Annotated in this window: 14 protein-coding genes; 2 read left to right on the forward strand and 12 right to left on the reverse strand. The window is 53.3% G+C overall.

The genetic code is table 11. From position 1 onward, the window contains the following. Positions 1-2: 2 nt before the first annotated feature. The 5 genes from Ga0123462_RS06415 to pyrE form a co-directional block, all read right to left on the reverse strand. Positions 3-1115 carry an OmpP1/FadL family transporter gene (locus Ga0123462_RS06415; RefSeq protein ID WP_100265542.1) on the reverse strand — a complete coding sequence of 371 codons (1113 nt, stop codon included), beginning with the start codon at positions 1113-1115 and terminating at the stop codon, positions 3-5. Between the two features lie 9 nt (positions 1116-1124). Beyond that, positions 1125-1787 carry a LolA family protein gene (locus Ga0123462_RS06420; protein ID WP_232726385.1) on the reverse strand — a complete coding sequence of 221 codons (663 nt, stop codon included), beginning with the start codon at positions 1785-1787 and terminating at the stop codon, positions 1125-1127. Further along, positions 1784-3985, reverse strand: coding sequence for a DNA translocase FtsK (locus Ga0123462_RS06425; protein WP_100265543.1), 2202 nt, complete (start codon positions 3983-3985; stop codon positions 1784-1786). Before Ga0123462_RS06425 ends, Ga0123462_RS06420 begins: the two co-directional genes overlap by 4 nt. 6 nt (positions 3986-3991) lie before the next feature. Then, complete coding sequence (locus tag Ga0123462_RS06430; RefSeq protein ID WP_100265544.1) at positions 3992-5650, reverse strand: ribonuclease J; 1659 nt, start codon at positions 5648-5650, stop codon at positions 3992-3994. A gap of 90 nt (positions 5651-5740) precedes the next feature. Beyond that, on the reverse strand, positions 5741-6322 hold the full coding sequence (pyrE, locus tag Ga0123462_RS06435) for an orotate phosphoribosyltransferase (RefSeq protein WP_100265545.1): 582 nt from the start codon (positions 6320-6322) through the stop codon (positions 5741-5743). Positions 6323-6524: 202 nt separating this feature from the next. On the opposite strand from pyrE, the gene lptG reads away from it, so the two are divergent. Next, the gene (lptG, locus tag Ga0123462_RS06440) at positions 6525-7583 is read left to right on the forward strand and encodes an LPS export ABC transporter permease LptG (protein ID WP_100265546.1); all 1059 of its coding nucleotides are present in this window, start codon (positions 6525-6527) and stop codon (positions 7581-7583) included. 17 nt (positions 7584-7600) lie between these two features. Here the strand turns inward: lptG and Ga0123462_RS06445 are convergent, their stop codons facing one another. Continuing rightward, positions 7601-8374: an inositol monophosphatase family protein gene (locus Ga0123462_RS06445; RefSeq protein WP_100265547.1), complete on the reverse strand. Its 774-nt coding sequence runs from the start codon at positions 8372-8374 to the stop codon at positions 7601-7603. Between the two features lie 200 nt (positions 8375-8574). On the opposite strand from Ga0123462_RS06445, the gene Ga0123462_RS06450 reads away from it, so the two are divergent. Next, positions 8575-10713, forward strand: coding sequence for a hybrid sensor histidine kinase/response regulator (locus Ga0123462_RS06450; RefSeq protein ID WP_100265548.1), 2139 nt, complete (start codon positions 8575-8577; stop codon positions 10711-10713). Between the two features lie 12 nt (positions 10714-10725). On the opposite strand, the gene truA is transcribed toward Ga0123462_RS06450, so the two are convergent. Genes truA through nrdR form a run of 6 tightly spaced genes read right to left on the reverse strand, consistent with a single transcriptional unit; the run spans position 10726 to position 17994 of the window. After that, positions 10726-11490, reverse strand: coding sequence for a tRNA pseudouridine(38-40) synthase TruA (truA, locus tag Ga0123462_RS06455; RefSeq protein WP_232726387.1), 765 nt, complete (start codon positions 11488-11490; stop codon positions 10726-10728). Between the two features lie 20 nt (positions 11491-11510). Further along, complete coding sequence (locus Ga0123462_RS06460; protein ID WP_157821296.1) at positions 11511-12230, reverse strand: energy-coupling factor transporter transmembrane component T family protein; 720 nt, start codon at positions 12228-12230, stop codon at positions 11511-11513. A 19-nt stretch (positions 12231-12249) separates the two neighbouring features. Continuing rightward, positions 12250-15378, reverse strand: coding sequence for a FimV/HubP family polar landmark protein (locus Ga0123462_RS06465; protein ID WP_100265551.1), 3129 nt, complete (start codon positions 15376-15378; stop codon positions 12250-12252). Between the two features lie 35 nt (positions 15379-15413). Continuing rightward, entirely contained in the window at positions 15414-16454 is a 1041-nt protein-coding gene (locus Ga0123462_RS06470; protein ID WP_100265552.1) for an aspartate-semialdehyde dehydrogenase, read from the reverse strand. Next, a complete protein-coding gene (leuB, locus tag Ga0123462_RS06475) occupies positions 16451-17533 on the reverse strand; it encodes a 3-isopropylmalate dehydrogenase (protein ID WP_100265553.1) in 1083 nt (360 codons plus the stop codon). The genes Ga0123462_RS06470 and leuB overlap by 4 nt, the downstream gene beginning before the upstream one ends. Before the next feature lie 2 nt (positions 17534-17535). After that, positions 17536-17994: a transcriptional regulator NrdR gene (gene nrdR / locus Ga0123462_RS06480; protein WP_100265554.1), complete on the reverse strand. Its 459-nt coding sequence runs from the start codon at positions 17992-17994 to the stop codon at positions 17536-17538. Positions 17995-17999: the final 5 nt, after the last annotated feature.

Here is a 17999-nt window from a genome sequence, read left to right on the forward strand (position 1 = left end):
CCTTACTCGAAAGTTTTGCTTACAGAGAAAACCAGCGCCTGTCTGCGATCACGATAGGTTCCCGCATAAGTGCCGGTCGCAGTTTTCTTGCTATAGTAGGTATAGCTGTAAGCCAGATCCATATGCATATTCATTATTTCGCTGCCAAAACCAAGCGTGGCACGATGGCCATCCTGATCGGCAATAATGGGATTGAAACCTGAAGCCTTGTTGGCTCCCTGTTCGTAGGCGTAACCGATACGGAACTGCGATTTCGGATACCAGGTCCATGTCAGGCCAGCCATGGCAGTCAATGTGTCGCGAAGATTCAAAGAATTCGGCTGTGCTGCAGGGCCGGTCACACTCATGCTCTTCAATGCCGACCAGCGGGTCCATTTCGCATCCACTTCAAGGCGCCAGACATCGGCAAAATCATGTGCCACACCAACTGTCACCTCATCGGGAAGTTTAATGGAGAGCTTCTGGTTGGCCAATCCTGATACATTCACTTTCGCCCCGGAGCGCCCTGTCAACCCGACACTCCACGCAGGTGCAGGTTTCCACATCAGTGCGGCATGGCCGCCGAAGGTGGTAAAGTTGTTGTTGTTAAAATTGTTGGCGCCTTGAGAAAAGGTGGCGCGCGTGAGATACCAGTCCAAGCCGGCAGCCACCGCGAGGCTGCTGCTAATGGCATAGACCGCATCAAAGGAAGCGTGATCCACCATTAACTTGGTAGTGTCTGCGGCAGGCGTGCCGAATGGTGCGCTGCTCCAGTTGTTATTGATCTGGTATAGCGGTGCGAATCCGAAACCTGCACCCCAGCGACTATCCAGCGGGGCCCAGGTTGCGTAGATATGCCCGACAGTGGCCTCCGTACCTGTGTTGGGGGCGATGCCGCCTGGAAGTTTTACCGATGAGTCGCGGTAATTAAGTGTGCCGCCTACAGTGGCCGACACACCTGGCAACCAGGCAATTCCAGCCGGATTATACACCACTGCAGATGCATCGTTTGCGGTTGCAACAAAAGCATCTGCCACGCCCGCTGCAGCTGCAGAGTGGCCTGACTGTGCAAAACCGGCGGCATGCGCATTTGTACCCGCCATCATCATGGCGATCAGACAAAATATTTTTTTCATTGAAGGTCCCTATTCACTGTTTGCTGAGCGCAAATCAATTCGATCCACTCCCTCAGGTGGCGTAAAACTAAATAGATTTGTCGAAGGTGCAACGTAAGAACATCCGGAAAGGGTCATCTGGTTGCTGTTCCCCAACATATCGATGCGTTCAACCGAAACAAGATCCCCTTTATTGTCAAAACCGAGCCAGACTTCCGGAGAGTCGCCGATACGGACCTGATAACGATTAATGCCAGATTTGCTCTTCTTATCGCTGTCCAGCACATCCAGGTCCTTCAGCGAAACACGCCCATCGAGCAGCTTCATCACAGCAGGGTCCACCTGATCGAGATCATTAAGTCTCTCCGCCTGCATCAGATCCGGCTCATAATGCCATATTACAGAACCATCCCCGACATAGAGCTGTTCGTATGGCAACGTATAGCTCCACCTGAACCGTTTGGGCTTAAGCATGGCAACTTCACCGGAATATTGCTGACTTCCTCCATCACTGAAACGCATCAGCTGGTCAAATTGGCACTGGAACCCGGGCAGTTCAGAAAGACGCTTGATGCTCTGGACAAAAAGCTCATCCGCCAGCGGAGCACTTTTCACCTCTACCACCTCAGCGGCATGCAGCGGTGACAGAAACACCCAGACAAACAATGCAATTGTAATGGAAATCCTTCTCACTCTATCACTCCGCCGCCACCCGATTCAGATCGGGCAAGCACTTTGCGCATACCACCTGAGCCGGGAGGGGAAACAAGCCCTTCGCGCTCCATCTGTTCAACCAGCCGACTGGCACGATTGTAGCCGATTCGCAGATAGCGCTGCACCATCGATACGGAACACTGCCCCTTCTCGATCACCAGCGCAGCTGCCTCATCATACTTCTCATCATGATCATCGCCGCCCATACCACCGGCACCGTCACCGTCCGATGCAGTCGGCACCTCGAACACCTCTTCACGGTAGTCCGGCTCACCCTGTGCCTTCAGATGTTCAACAAGATTTATCACCTCGGCATCGGAAACGAATGCGCCATGGACACGCCTGAGATCACGCCCGCCACTGAGAAAAAGGCTGTCGCCCTGACCGAGTAGCTGTTCCGCGCCCATCTGGTCGAGAATCGTTCTTGAGTCAATTTTCGAGGAGACCTGGAAAGAGAGCCTGCTGGGCAGATTGGCCTTGATCAGGCCGGTAATCACATCAACACTTGGTCGCTGTGTAGCCAGCACAAGATGCAATCCTGCCGCCCTCGCCTTCTGGGCAATACGACAGATCGCTTGCTCCACCTCTTTGCCTGCCACCATCATCAGGTCAGCCAGCTCATCAATCACAATGACAATATATGGCAGACGTTCAGCATCGGCATCTTTCTCGGCAGCTTTATTGTAACCATCGATATTACGTACCTTGGCATCACTCATCAGCTGGTAGCGCCGTTCCATCTCGTAAACCGCCCAGGCAAGGGCCTTGGCCGCCTTATGCGGATTGGTCACCACCGGCACGAGCAGATGCGGAATGTCATCGTAAACCGAAAGCTCAAGCATTTTCGGATCGACCATTATCATGCGCAGATCCTGCGGCGTTTTCACCATCAGCAGGGAGCAGATCATGGCGTTGATTGCAACGGACTTGCCGGAACCTGTGGTACCAGCCACAAGCAGATGCGGCATGCGGGCCAGATCCGTGACTACCGGCTGGCCAGAAATATCGACACCGAGTGCAATCGGAAGGATATGTTTGCGGTTGGCGAATTCAGGGCTCGCAAGCACCTGGTGTAGCACCACGGTCTCGCGCTCTTCATTGGGGAGCTCGATACCGATCACGTTTTTGCCGGGAATATTACCGGCCACACGCACACTGATTGCCGCCATTGAGCGAGCCAGATCATCCTGTAGTGCAACGATTCGATTCACCTTGGTGCCCGGTGACGGCTCCAGCTCGAACTGGGTCACCACCGGACCCGGCTGCACCGCAATCACCTGCCCCTCGACCCTGTAATCCAGCAGTTTCTTCTCCAGCATGCGGGCAACTGCCTGCAGCACTTTCGGATCATGCGATTTCTGGTGTCCTTCACCACGGTTGAAGAGGTTCAATGATGGCAGCTTGAATCCGGAAGCAGCCGGCTCGATAAAGCCAAGTTCTGCCTGCTGCTGCTGTTTGGCCTGACGCGACACAGTCACCTTCTGCTGCTTGCTTACAGCGGGCTCAGACTTGGCGATACGCTCGGGCCGCTTTTTTCGAATCTCTTTACGAACCTCGCGCGCCTCCATGCGATCCTTGCGCTCATATGCCTTGGAGAATATCGACCTCAGGATACCGGCAATATAGGCAGATGCTGCAGCCAACAGCAGATAACAGCGCTTAAGCAACGCCAATAGCGACCAGCGGGATGCCGCCACAAGACTGGAAAGCAGCAGGGTCACCAGAAGTATATCACGACCAAGGCTGCGCAATGGCTCCTGCACTGTCTCGCCCAGCATCGAACCGAGTGCCCCGCCGGGGCCGGCAGGAAGCTCGAGAATATCAAGGCTTGATCCTTGCAGCACATAGGCGTGCATCAGTGCGGCCAGAGAAAGAACAACTGGAACCCAGAACAGTGACGTCCAGCTGCCAAGATAAGGGTGTCGACCCATAGCGATACGGAAGGTCAGCACACCCAACAACGTCACCCATAACCAGCCGGCATACCCGAACAATTGATAGATAAAATCGGAAACATAGGCGCCCGCCATGCCGGTCAGGTTCTGCACCACAGCATCTGTTTCACGATTCAGTGAAGGGTCCAGCGGTGAAAAACTGTACATGGCCAGCAACAGCACAATAACAATGCCGGCAAGAAGCAGTGCCAGCGACTCACGAACAACCAGACGCACATCCATATCCGATCAGACTGCCAGAATCACAGGCAGCACCATGGGCCTGCGTCCGATATGCTTTTTGCACCAGCGGCGCAGAAAGAGACGAACCTCCTCCTTTGCCGAATCCATATCGGCAAGCCACTCCCTGTCCATGCCTTCGAGAAACTGCTGCAGCGCCTTCCCTGCCGCAGACAACACGTCGTCACTTACATCTTCATGCAGCACGCCTCGCGCCACCAGTTCAGGTTCAGACAGCAGCCGGCCTTCATGACGGCTGAGCAGTACGGTCACGGAGATCATGCCGTCACCTGCCAGAACGCGCCTGTCACGAAGCACAAGATCATCAATCTCGTCGCGACTGTCACCATCGACAAATACGGCACCGGCATGGAATTCAGGGCCATGCCTGACCCCCTGCTCATCAATGATCACACTGTAACCGTTCTCAGCAATGACTGAATGGTCAAATGCAATGCCAGTGGCCACGGCCAGATCCCGGTGTTCGATCAGGTTGCGGTATTCACCGTGTACCGGATAGAAGTAGTCCGGCCTGGTCAGCTGAATCATCATCTTCAGTTCATGCGCCTGGGCATGCCCGGAAACATGCAGCGGTGCCTGTCCGGCATGCATGATACGGGCTCCTCGGCGATAGATATGGTTGTAGAGGCCGGCAATCACCCGCTCGTTACCCGGGATGCTGCTGGAAGAGAAGATGACAAGGTCACCCTGACCAAGCTTCAGGCCGGTAAAACGGTCCTGCGCCAGTCGCGCCAGTGCTGCCCGTGACTCACCCTGCGACCCGGTTGCAATAATCAGCAACTCATGGGCAGCAATACCCTCTGTCTGCTTGATATCAACCATGGTACCTGCAGGCACGTTAAGGCGATTGAGGTTGCGGGTGATATCCATATTGCGTTCCAGACTTCGTCCTGCAACGGCCACCCGCCGGCCGCAGGCGACTGCCGCGTCGACAATCTGCTGAATACGGAACATATTGGAGGCAAATGTCGTCACTACAACCTTGCCGCTGCACTGTGATACTGCCTGTTTCAGGGCCGGGCCCACAACGCGCTCAGACGCACCACTTCCCGAACGCGTAGCATTGGTGGAATCCGAGGCGAGCAGGAGCACACCCTGATCTCCAAGCTGCGAGAAACGGTGAATGGCCGTGGCACGTCCATCAATAGGAGCCGGATCGAATTTGAAATCCCCGGTATGGATAATGACACCGAGTTCGGTATGGATGGCAACTGAAACTGCATCCATGATCGAATGGGTTACCGGCACCCCCTCCACCTTAAATGGGCCGACATCCACCTGTGTACCATCGTCAGGCAGAAGATTCAGATCCCCTCTATAGCCACGTTCGGAGAGTTTTGCCCTGACCAGTGCAATGGTCACTTCAGAGCCGTAAACCGGCAGATTCAGGCGCGGCAACAGATGTGGCAATCCACCGATATGATCTTCATGGCCATGGGTCAGAAGCATGGCGTGAATGTGCAGGCCAAGTTCATCTAGCGCCGAGATATCCGGAACAACAATATCAACACCATGCTGACCGGGTTCGGGGAAGCCCATCCCGCAATCGACAATCACCGCATCATCATCAATGGCATACACCATCATGTTCTTGCCGAATTCGCCGACGCCGCCAAACGGGAAACATCTCAGCACAGGTTTACTCATTTACACTCCTCATATCAATCGGCATCGAACGTAACAGATGACTGCAACGCTGCCGTGCCCTTCATCACAAGCTCAACAGGGGTGCTCCCGTCAGGCCGAACCCCTGCTGCCCGGTTTAATCGCAGGGAGCAGACCCTCACTGCACATCGGGCACGCATCCGCAGCATAGGTCTCCACACTCAGGCTGATAGCCGTTGCAAAAGGCACATCAAAACGGCCATCCACATCCGGTGCCCGGTCGACAACCGCCAGCACCTTCACAGGCTCGCCACCATGCTCACGCACAACCGCCATGCACTCACGCACTGAACCGCCGGTGGTAATCACGTCTTCGACCACCAGAAGCCTTGCCCCTTCAGGTATAGAGAAACCGCGACGCATCTGCATTTCGCCCTCTTTGCGCTCCGTGAAAATGAATGGTTTATGCAGCTGGCGTGCCACCTCCTGACCGATCACCAGACCACCAATGGCCGGGGAAACCACCATATCAACCTGATCGGCATCGACTTTGGTAATTAACTCTGCAGCCAGGGCCGTTGCATTGTCGATATTCATCAACACCAGCGCCGACTGAAGATATCGCGCCGAGTGTCTGCCGCTGGAAAGAATAAAATGGCCGTTTAGTAATGCACCAGCATCTTCGTACATTGCCAGAATCTCATTTTCGTTCATTGATACATCCTTTTGTATCGGGACTACATTCAAAAGAAGGTTAGCACCCTGAAAAATTTGCGGGAGTGTAACAGTTTCCCCACCAACACAGAACCTTACGCCTGTATTAAAACAGGAACAGGAAAAATGAGCAAAAAGCCGCATGGAGAGAAAAAGCCACTGCACACTTTCCCTGCAGGCAGCAGATGCCTAGTCTCCCCCCATGCCTGTCATATTCCGATGGATCTTTTCCGGTTGTATGAGCCGCTCACTGGTCACCATGCTGGCTCTGCTGGCCATCTATGCAATCATCGAAAGCTTTGATAAAGCCCGCTATCTCGGCCAGGGGCTGACTCCCGGCCTTATGACAGAGTACCTGCTGCTTAAAATCCCTTTCATGATCAGTGAATTCATGCCGGTCATCGTGCTGATCGGAGCCAGCATCTACCTGATCGAGCTCTCCCGAAACCACGAGGTGGTCGCCGTACGGGCCGCCGGCCTCGGCATCAACAAGCTGCTGATGCCACTGCTTGCCGTAGCGTTCCTCGCCTCATCGTTCAGCTTTGTGGTTGGTGAGTGGGTTACCCCGATCACCAATAAACGGCTGGATGTCATCGAGAATATACATATCAAACAGCTGAAGAGCGCCAGCCAGGGCGTTCAGTGGCTGAAGGATGGACATCGTTTTTTCCGGCTGACACCGTTAAGAGAGAACACGTTTGCCATGATCATTCTTGAGACAGGTAGTCGCGGCGAGTGGCTCAAGCGTATCGATGCGGCCAGCGCCACTTACGCCAACCGGCAGTGGCAGCTCTCCGATGTAGTGATAGCTGAACCATCCCCAGATCAGGGCATGGTTCAGGAGAAGATGGAAACCATGACAATCAACTCGGCGATCGGCCCTGAAACAGCCGAGCTTCCCAAACCCAGGCACATGCACTTTGGCGAACTATACCACTACATTTCCGACCTGGAGCATGCAGGACTTTCGACGGGCTCCTACACATACGCCCTGCACAGAAAGCTTGCAGCACCTCTGGCCTGTATGCTCATGGTGATTCTTGCCGCCGCCCTCTGTCTGCATACAGGCAGCCGCAACAGCAAGATGTCCTGGGGTATTGTCTCCGCGCTCTCCCTCGGCCTGCTCTTTTATATGATTGGTAATGCAGGGAACCTGCTGGCCAGTAACGAGCAGATTCCGCCCGCCTATGCGGCGTGGCTCCCCAGCCTTGTTTTCGGAGGGCTCGGCATGTTCCTGCTACTTAAACGTGAGGGACATTAAACCCTGACAGGGCTCAATCAGACCGACTGCAGAAGGGTGCACACTTCGCTGTGCAGGTGTGGATTGGCTGCCAGTATATCGCCCTTTTCAAGATCGATAGTTGCACCGTCAAGCCCTGTCGCAAGGCCTCCCGCCTCCTGAACCAGCAGATATCCGGCTGCAATATCCCAGGGCTTAAGGCCAGCCTCCCAGTAAACATCAAGGCGCCCGGCTGCCACATATGCGAGATCTAGAGCTGCTGAACCACCACGCCTGTATCCATCCATAGCACGCATACAGATATCCATACGCGCTTGGAAAAGGTCAATATGTTCACGCTGATATGATGGCATACCCGAAGCAAAAAGAGCATGATCCAACCGCTTCTCTGAGGTTGCACGCAGGCGACGCCTATTTACAAAAGCACCGCCGCCATTCTTTGCTTCAAACGTTTCATCACGAATCGGATCGTGGACCACTGCCAGCAGAGGCTTGCCATCCTTCCATGCAGAAATGGATACGGCAAAATGGGGATAGCCGTGAATAAAGTTGGTTGTGCCATCAAGCGGGTCGACATACCACTGCACGGATGCGGCAGGATTGATCCGCTTCGCACTCTCCTCGGCGACAATGCCGTGATCCGGATAGTGCTGGGCAATCTCCCTCAGGATCAGCGCTTCAGCACGCTGATCTACATCGGTGACATAGTCCCGATCCGATTTCTGATGCACTTTAAAACTATCGCGTTCATCAAAAGCCCTGGCAATCAGATCCCCGGCACGCCTGGCGGCCCGTACAGCTACATATAACACTTATCCACTCCTGAAACAGCCGACCTATGGGCAGAACCCGATCGGGTCGCGAACCATATCAAGGATGATCGAAAATGTACGCCAAAATTATTTGCGCAGCCCCGCCACCTTGCAGGCGCATCAAATAGAACTACACTCATCAACATGGGAGCGGCCTGATCTACCTCCTGTTCGAAGCAAATCCTGTGAGTGGAGGGCTCATGTCATACTTCAACAGCGTTGCAGCGTGGCTTCAGAATGAAGCCTATACGGGTGACAAGCCCCTTGCCGAACTTCAGCTGCAGCAGACCAAGGCGCGCATTCTGCTCACCATAGCCAGCCTTACTTATGTAATCCTGCATGGTGAATACTTCCAGTTCTATAAAGTTGAGGCTCTGATTTATACGGGCTTCTACTTTATCATGAATGCCGCTGCACTGATCAGCCTGCGCAAGCAGCCCTTCACGATTCTCGGCTCCCTCTTCTATCCGCTTCTTGATGTTATTATTGTGGCTTTCGGCATGCTCATCGACGGCGGCCATGCCAGCGGCATCTACTTCATCCTGCCGATAATCATTATTGGCAACGGACTGCGCTTCGGCAACCCGATGCTGATCTACTCCCAGATACTGTGCCTGATCGGACTGTTTGGCTCAACCGCCTATGGGCATTATTCGCTGCAACTACCGATCGATTACACGCTTCTCTTCTGGCAGGTATTCACCCTCCTGGCCGTACCCTTTTATGTCTACCTGATCGTAAAAAAGGTGGAGACGGCGATCTATGAACGGAATGCTGCAGAGCAAAGTTCCTTCCAGCTGATAGACAAAGGTCCCCTGCCGGTCTTCACATTTGAACTCGATGCAGGCCAGAACCCGCAGATGCTCTATGCCAATGCGGCCATGTTTCAGCTATTTCATAATAAGCAGTCAGATATTGTCGGCAAGCCTGCTGAGATTCTGGTGCTGCCTGAAGACGCTGAGGAGATGAATAAATTCTGTCGTGCAGCACTTTTCGATGGGACTAGTAAGAATTTAATCCGTCCGAAGACCAGCTACCTAAGAGGCATTGATGCATCGGATCGTATCATCAAACTGATGGCTTCAGCCATCCGCATGCGCTGGCATGAGAACTGGATCGGCGTCTGCTTCCTGCTCGATATCACCGAACGTGAAACCCTTCAGGAGGAGCTGGAGGCCGTGTACAAGGAAGGCTACATGTCCACACTTGTTGCAGGCATTGTTCACGACTTCAGGAACGTACTGACCAACATGATCGGCAATGCTGAAGTGCTCCAGATGAACAGCAATGATGCAGCTGAGAAACAGCAGATTGAGTCGATTATCGAAGCCGGCGAGCGGGGTTCGGAGTTGGTTACCCATCTGTTGAAACTGAGCAGAAAAAGCGACCCCGATCAGACCAGTGTTTGCACCGCTGGCATCGAGCTTCAGCAGCCACTGGACAACATTATCGGGCTTGCACGTCTGCAACTGCCCCACAACATCCGTCTAATCTGCCACATTGATGCGCAGTTGCCGGATGTTGCAATCAACGTCATTGAGATCGAACAGATCCTTCTAAACCTGATCAACAACTCAAGGCAGGCGATCACCGGAACAGGCAGGATCGAGGTCAACATCGGCACTGCTTCCAACAAGGAAAGCGGTTTATCTGAACTCTGCATCAACGTAACCGACAATGGTGAAGGCATCAGCAAAGAGGATCTGGATAAGGTGTTCAAACCCTTCTGGACATCCAGAAAAAACATTGGCGGCACCGGCATCGGCCTGACCATGGTTCAGCGCATCGTAAAGCTTCACCACGGCCGCATTGACATCTCATCTCCTGCCGGTGAACACCGGACAACAGTCACGGTTTGCATCCCCTCCTTCCAAACTGAAGAGAAAACAAAATCCGGGCAGAGCTCCTATGTAAACCGGATAGAGGAGCAATCAGCTGGCGATCATGTGGTGGTCCAGCCACAGCACGTGCTGCTTGTCGACGATATGCTCGATATCCTGCATATTCACAAGGCGATGCTCGCCCGCATGGGCCACAGCGCAGCAATGGCAGAGTCTGCCGATCAGGCCATGCAACTGTTCAATGACGAACAGCAGCAGTTCGACCTGATTATAACGGACTTCCGCATGCCCGGTAAGGATGGCCTGCAGATGGTCAAAGAGATCCGGCAGAAAGACCCGACAATTCCGATTTTAATGATCACTGCATACGGTGAAGATGAGCAGCTGCAACAGGCAGCCAGCTACGGCGTTCATTTGATCAGTAAACCGGTATCTATCAACAAGATGGAAACCGGGATTCGGCTGGCACTGACTCAGACCCCGAATCAGGGTCACTGATCAGCCCCTGATTCAGCTATTGCCAATCAGTTCACGGGAGCTGAAGCCATCATAGACTGCATCGACAAAGTAGAGGCCATGGGCAGGTGCAGTCGCTGCGGCCTTGCTTCTGTCTTTCTGATCCAGCAGTCGCGCAAACCCTTCCGGGCTCTGCCTTCCCAATCCAACATCTACCAGATTCCCCACCAGGTTACGGACCATATGATAGAGGAAGGCATCGGCAGCCACCTCGATGGTAATCACCCCATCGGATCGCTTCACATTAATCCGGCTGATTGTCCGGATTGCGTGGGCCGCCTGACATCCTGAAGCTCGAAGCGTGCTGAAATCGTGCGTGCCAAGGCAGCATAAAGCAGCTTCGCACATCGCATCAACATCGAGCGGCCGGGGCATCCACCAGTGTCGCCAGCGATAGATCGCAGAAGGGGTGTTGCGATTCCATATCTGATAGCGGTATGCCCTCTCTCTGCAATCGAATCGGGCATGGAAATCGGAGTTTACAGCGCGTACTCCCACTACCCTGACCGTATCCGGAAGCTTGCTGTTAACCCCGTGTATATAGGCCAGGTGTGATCGCTGCCATCGCTCTGCCGAGACATCCGCATGTACCAGCAGTGCCTCAGCATGAACACCGCTATCGGTTCGTCCTGCAGCAACAGTAGAAACAGGTTTACCCTCGATCTCTGCCAAGGCTTCCTGCAACGAAGCCTGCACAGAAACGGCGTTATCCTGCTGCTGCCAGCCGTGAAACGCACTGCCATCAAATTCCAGTGCCATAGCAATTCTCTGCCGTTGAACTATATCTTCCATGCCATCACCAGCCCTGCAACCCCGAAAGCAGCAGTGAGCAGATTCGCTCCCACAAGGGATCCACCCGCCTTCATTGTTTGATCTTCAATGTAAACAGGAGAACCAGGCCAGCGCAGCCATAACAGTCGCGACTGATCTGCAGCAACCATGAGGGTGGAACGAAATGCAGAAACAAGGAGCTGCGGAGCACTCCGCCAGCTTTTTCGCATCTGCCACTGATGTTTTACAGAGAGCAGCACTGCTCCCACACTGCGTTTAAGCGGTGCCATTATCATCAAGTAGATCAGCAGCTCTCTGCTGATAAATGGCAGTAGTAGCAACCCTTTGAACCATTCGCTTTGCCTTAAACAGAGAAAAAGGAGGGCCGCGCCAAGATATATTGCAGAGAGATGCAATGACAACCGTACTCCCTGCAACAGCCCCTCATACGTCAGGGGTAGAAGTGGAATATCCGGGAATAGAAACTGACCGGGAGAAAAACATGAATGCAGAACGATTATTGGAATAACAAACCAGCGTAACAAACCGGAAATCCGAATAACACGAGTCCACCCGCCCTCGATAAATCGAATCATCAGTGCAGACAGCAGCATGAATAACAGGCCATATGTGACTGCATGCGCGGCAATTGCAAGACTCAGCATGGCAAGCCCCACAAGAAACCTGGAGAGAGGATGGATTGCGTAGTAGTTGCTGGCTGTCATCACTTACAGAGAATCAGAAGATTCAGGGTTTTTTATCCTTGTCCTCATCCTCATCGCCGAATTGACTCAACAACTGGTCCAGCTCCTGGGTTGCATCGTGATCAACCCTCTCACCACCTGCCGATCTGTCAGCTTCCGGTTCGCCCTCCTGGTCTGTTAAAAGGGCACTATTATTCTCGAACTGCTGGGTTGAATCCTGATCTTCGGATGAGATATCTTCAGCGCCATTTAATGCGCTGCTCTCTTCGAACTCGATCAAATCACTCCCTTCTTCATTGCCGGAAAAACCACTAATAAATGAATCCAGATGCTGCGTAGCTCCGAATTCGTCATCATCCTCTTCAGGTTTGCTCTCCGCTTGCAGGTCCTCATCAACATCGAATGAGATCAACTCATTATCTCTGCTGAAATCGAAATCGTCTTCACTATCGAAAGCGCCAAGCAAGTTATCCAGATGCTGGGTGGCGGTAAGCTCTTTTTCCAGTTCATCAGCATCCTGTTCCGCCTTTGTCTCAGAAGACTCAGACAGTTCATCCGGCTCTTCCTGATCACTTGAAAAGTCCTCAATCAGATTGCCCAGCTCCTCACCAATTCCGGTATCAGACTCAATCTCAATGGTGCCTTCAGACTCCGGAAGCTCCTCTGCTGTGCGCTCCATATTGATAGAGTCACCTTCAAGGGATATCTCTTTCGAACTGTCATCCTCAAATTCATCAAGAATCGCTTCGATCTCACTGTTCTCGTCATCCATAACATTCAGAGTAATGGCTTCATCATCCTCATTTCCCTCTGAATCATGCTCCGCTTCATCTTCGAACGGGGCAGCATGAAGCCAATCAAGTTCATCGTCCTGTTTATCGGCTTCAGAAGCAGGCTCAGCCTGAGAAGTTTCAACCTCAGGTTCACCCGTTTCAGCAGCTTCATCTTCAAACGGGGCAGCATGAAGCCAATCAAGTTCATCGTCCTGTTTATCGGCTTCAGAAGCCGGCTCAGCCTGAGAGGTTTCAACCTCAGGTTCACCCGTTTCAGCAGCTTCATCTTCAAACGGGGCAGCATGAAGCCAATCAAGTTCATCGTCCTGTTTATCGGCTTCAGAAGCCGGTTCAGCCTGAGAGGTTTCAACCTCTGGCTCATCCGTTTCTGCAACTTCATCTTCAGGCGAATCCAGATAGGAAATGTCATAATCCAGCACCGGCCCCTCTTCAGCTCCGGCTGTCTCAGAGGAGTCAAATCCTTCAGCCCCCTCTTCAGAAGAGCTCTCTTGAGAAGAGGCCTCTCCAGAAGAAAAATCATATGTATCCAATTCAGATTCGGCGGAAGTCAGCCCTGTGATCGTAGCATTGAACTGCGCCAGTGCAGCACCGGTAAGAGCAGCCATGGCTGCATCCTTGGCTGCATTAAAACCATCCGTATCACCTCTGGTATGCAGAAGTTCAGCCTTACGAATATGGGCCTCAACATTGCTCGGGCTTGCACGCAGGGCAAGTTCCAATTGCTGCAACGCCTCCTCTTCCATGCCATAGCGGATATAGACATCAACCTCAGAGAGATAATCGGTGTGCGTGTCACCTTCCAATGTAGTTGAATCCAGCATCACCATCTCAGCAGTGTCGGTCTCGGTAAGGTCCTCAGAGAGATTGAAAACGTCAGCCTTGTCCCCCCCTTCATTTACAGGAGCAGCTTCACCATGCCCTTCCTCTGTTTCGCTCACATCTGTGACGGAGGGCTCTTCCATTTCGGACGACATCTCATGCTCAACCGGTTCACTTGCTTTACTGACAGCAGCTGCTTCAGATGGGTGCGCTGGCTCCCTGCGCATCAACAGCACAACCACCACCAACAGAATAACAACCAGGCCAATTAACACCCAGACAATCCAGTCCAAGCCTCCAGACTGCGAGGCCTGGGCCCTTGCCTGCACCAACTCCTCCTGCAAGCGGGACACAAGAATCTCCAGCCTTTCAACCTTGGCATCGGATGCAGCTGCTCCGGCCTGATCCACCTTCTGGCTCAGCGCCTCGATACGTTTCTCACTCTCTGCAAGTTTCTGCTGCAGTATCTCGTTCTGCATACTCAGTTCAGAAAGAATCGCGCTCTGGCTGCTCTCACCACCCTCTGGTATCAGGTTATCAGCAGCAACAGGCGCCACCTCCCCTGAAACGGTTACATCAACTTTATCCCTGGCAGGAACAACAGGCTCAGATTTCTCATCTACAGCAGCTGCTGGGGCCGCAACAGGTGCCGATGCCACCCCGTCTGCGACCTGTCCTACGCTAACGCGCTTGCTGTAACGGGTACGCTGTGCTTCAGCTTCAGCCGCATATCGCGGCTGATTCTTAAGTTCCTGAAACTGTTTATCATGCTCTTTGAAGACCTTATAAGCTTCACTGGTGGAGAGTCTCTCTACTTCTGCCGCAGTCGGAACATCAAGATAGCTGCCACTGAGCAGCAGGTTCATGTTTTCCTTATCAAATTTCGCTTTGTTCTTTTCAAAAAGCGCAACCGAAATCTGAGAAAGCGTATAGCGCTTATCAACACGCAGGCGATGAACGACGGTACTAAGCATATCGCCACGAACAATCGGTCCATAACGACTGGTTCTTGCCCATCCCTCAAAGTACTCGACCTTTTTAATTTCCTCGACCGGCACATCTTCAACGGCAACTACGGCGGCAGAACTTACAGAATCATCTGCCGTCTCCACCTTAACAGCAGGAAGCGGTGCTTTTTCAGCAGCCTGAACCACATTTTTCGGGGTTTCGAGAAAAACAGGGTACTTCTTGAAATGGGCTACGCGCCCATGGCGGATTTTGACGATCAGATTGAAAAATGGCGCTCGAATCGCATTACTTGAGCTGAGTTTGACACGGGCACCGCGGGAATCACTGGTTACTTCAGCACGAATACCGTTAACCGCAGCGTCGCGGTAAACCTCGAAAATCCTGTAATCGGAAGCCGCAGCGATTTCGACAAAGACCTTGGATACCAGCTCGCTCTCTTCCAGTTGCAGCGGAACTTCAGCGTAGAAAGGCTCTCCCAGTCGGGAGTTGACCTCGATTTTCTCAAGCGATGCGGCAAAGGTAACGCCTGTGAACAGATACAGTGCCAGGCCAAACCAGACCAGTCGAAAAATGTGTCCTACTCGATTCATTGTGCTCCCTCCATCACCCTGCAGGAGCTCTTCTCCTATGAGTGAGGAATCAGAATTTCCGCTATCTGCACAGCATTTAGAGCCGCGCCTTTACGTACGTTATCGGCAACAACCCATAAATGCAAAGAGTTTGCGCAGCTTTGGTCATCGCGAATCCTGCCCACCCAAACCGGATCAGTTCCAGCGGCCTCACTCGGCATCGGATAATCTTCTCCTGCAGGATCATCGACAACACAAACACCTTCAGCATCAGCCAGCAACCTGCGTGCCGTTACTGCATCCATCGGTCCGGAAAAGGTGATATTGACGGATTCCGAATGACCATAGAATACGGGAACGCGAACGGTCGTTGCTGTGACGGCGATCTCAGATTCCATGATCTTGCGCGTCTCATCCATCATCTTTCGCTCTTCTTTGGTATATCCGTCATCCATAAAGACGTCGATATGTGGAATCACATTGAAAGCGATCCGGGCAGGAAAAACATTCACTTCAGCACTCTGGCCATTGAGCAGCTGTGCCGTCTGCTTGGCCAGTTCATCCATCGCCTTACCGCCGGCGCCACTCACTGCCTGATAGGTGGAGACCACCACCCGTTCAATCGGCACGGCATCGTGTAGTGGTTTCAACGCCACAACCATCTGAATGGTCGAGCAGTTGGGGTTAGCGATGATCTTGTTCTCACGCGCCATCTCCAGCGCATGGGGATTCACCTCTGGAACAACGAGGCAGATATCATCATCCATCCGCCAGGCGCTTGAGTTGTCAATTACGTAGCATCCCGCTGCCGCAAAACGAGGAGCATGTGTTTTTGAGGTGCCGCCACCTGCAGAGAACAGTGCGATATCAACACCGGTCGGATCAAAGGTTTCGAGATCCTGGACAACATACTCCTTGCCCCTGAACTCAATGGTTGAGCCGGCACTGCGACTCGACGCCACCGGATAAAGTTCGTCAATCGGGAAATTACGCTCCGCAAGAATCTCCAGCATGGTCTTACCAACCGCACCGGTCGCCCCCACCACGGCTACGACATAGCCCTCATCTTTTTTCGGCAAAAACGGTTCTGTGCTCACGCCAGCGCCTCCAGTTCCTTACAGACTGCATCACCCATGCCCGAGCAGCTTACGGATGCTCCGCCATCGGCAAGATCAACGGTGCGCACACCGTTGTTGAGCGTATTCTCTACCGCCTGCTCCACCTTGTCAGCCAGGTCGGGGCGATTCAGTGAGAATCGCAGCATCATGGCAGCCGAGAGAATGGTTGCCAGCGGGTTGGCCTTGTCCTGGCCTGCAATATCAGGAGCCGAGCCGTGAATCGGCTCATACATGGCAAACTCTTCGCCGATCGAGGCTGATGGAAGCATGCCGATGGAACCGGTCAGCATAGATGCTTCATCGGAGAGAATGTCGCCGAACATATTGGTGGTAACAATGACGTCGAACTGTTTCGGATTACGGATCAGCTGCATCGCCGCATTGTCAACATACATGTGTGAAAGCTCGACATCGCTGTACTCAGCTGCATGCAGGGCTGTAACCACCTCACGCCAGTACTCGGTTGCCTCAAGCACATTCGCCTTGTCGATCGAGCAGACACGGTTAGAGCGCAGACGGGCTGCCTCAAACGCCTTGCGTGCAATACGCTCAATCTCACTGGTCTTGTAGGCCAGTGTATTAAAACCACGCTTCTCACCATTCGGAAGCTCTTCAATGCCGCGCGGCTGGCCGAAATAGATGCCTGAAACCAGTTCACGCACCACCAGGATATCGACACCGCTGATCACTTCCGGCTTAAGCGTGGAGGCGTTCAGAAGCTGATCATGCACCTTGGCCGGACGGTAGTTGGCAAACAGGCCGAGATCCTCACGGATACGCAGCAGCCCAGCCTCAGGACGTAGCGGTTTTGCAAGCGGCTCCCATTTCGGTCCACCCACTGCACCGAGCAGCACTGCATCACACGCTTTTACCAGCCTCTGAGTCGCCTCAGGATATGGATCACCCGCTTCATCGTAACCGGCACCGCCAATCGCGGCCTCTTCCCATGTAGCATCCAGACCAAAGTTGCGATTCAGCACCTCAAGCACCTTCAGGGCCTCATCGACAATCTCTTTACCGATACCATCACCGGGCAATACTGCAATCTTTACAGCCATCTCTACTCCTTCTTTCCGACTGCGGTTTTGACCGCTGCCAGAAAATCATCCACATCCTTGAATTCTCTATACACCGAGGCGAAACGCACATAGGCCACGCCATCGAGCCTGCGCAACTGCTCCATCACATAAGCGCCGACACTCTCAGCGGCAATCTCCGACTCACCCTGCTCCTGAACGGCGCGCAACACCGCATTGACACCCTTCTCAAGCTGATCTGCCGAAACAGGCCGCTTCTCCAGCGCCTTTTGCATGCCGGCATGGATTTTGCCCACATCGAAGGCCTGACGCGTGCCATCCTTCTTTACTACCAGCGGCAGCTTCAGTTCGGCACGCTCATATGTGGAGAATCGCTTACCACACTTCTCGCACTCACGGCGGCGGCGAACAGCCGCACCATCCTCGACCACGCGTGAATCAACCACGCGCGTATCGTCATTGGCACAATAGGGGCAATACATTCAGA

This window comes from Mariprofundus ferrinatatus, assembly GCF_002795825.1.
Classification (GTDB): domain Bacteria; phylum Pseudomonadota; class Zetaproteobacteria; order Mariprofundales; family Mariprofundaceae; genus Mariprofundus; species Mariprofundus ferrinatatus.

Coding starts and splice junctions, on each gene's coding strand:
- pyrE (WP_100265545.1), bottom strand. CDS start 6,322: ATGAACGAAAATGAGATTCTGGCAATGTACGAAGATGCTGGTGCATTA.
- Ga0123462_RS06425 (WP_100265543.1), bottom strand. CDS start 3,985: ATGGATGTGCGTCTGGTTGTTCGTGAGTCGCTGGCACTGCTTCTTGCC.
- leuB (WP_100265553.1), bottom strand. CDS start 17,533: ATGGCTGTAAAGATTGCAGTATTGCCCGGTGATGGTATCGGTAAAGAG.
- Ga0123462_RS06430 (WP_100265544.1), bottom strand. CDS start 5,650: ATGAGTAAACCTGTGCTGAGATGTTTCCCGTTTGGCGGCGTCGGCGAA.
- nrdR (WP_100265554.1), bottom strand. CDS start 17,994: ATGTATTGCCCCTATTGTGCCAATGACGATACGCGCGTGGTTGATTCA.
- Ga0123462_RS06415 (WP_100265542.1), bottom strand. CDS start 1,115: ATGAAAAAAATATTTTGTCTGATCGCCATGATGATGGCGGGTACAAAT.
- lptG (WP_100265546.1), top strand. CDS start 6,525: ATGCCTGTCATATTCCGATGGATCTTTTCCGGTTGTATGAGCCGCTCA.
- truA (WP_232726387.1), bottom strand. CDS start 11,490: ATGGCACTGGAATTTGATGGCAGTGCGTTTCACGGCTGGCAGCAGCAG.
- Ga0123462_RS06465 (WP_100265551.1), bottom strand. CDS start 15,378: ATGAATCGAGTAGGACACATTTTTCGACTGGTCTGGTTTGGCCTGGCA.
- Ga0123462_RS06450 (WP_100265548.1), top strand. CDS start 8,575: ATGTCATACTTCAACAGCGTTGCAGCGTGGCTTCAGAATGAAGCCTAT.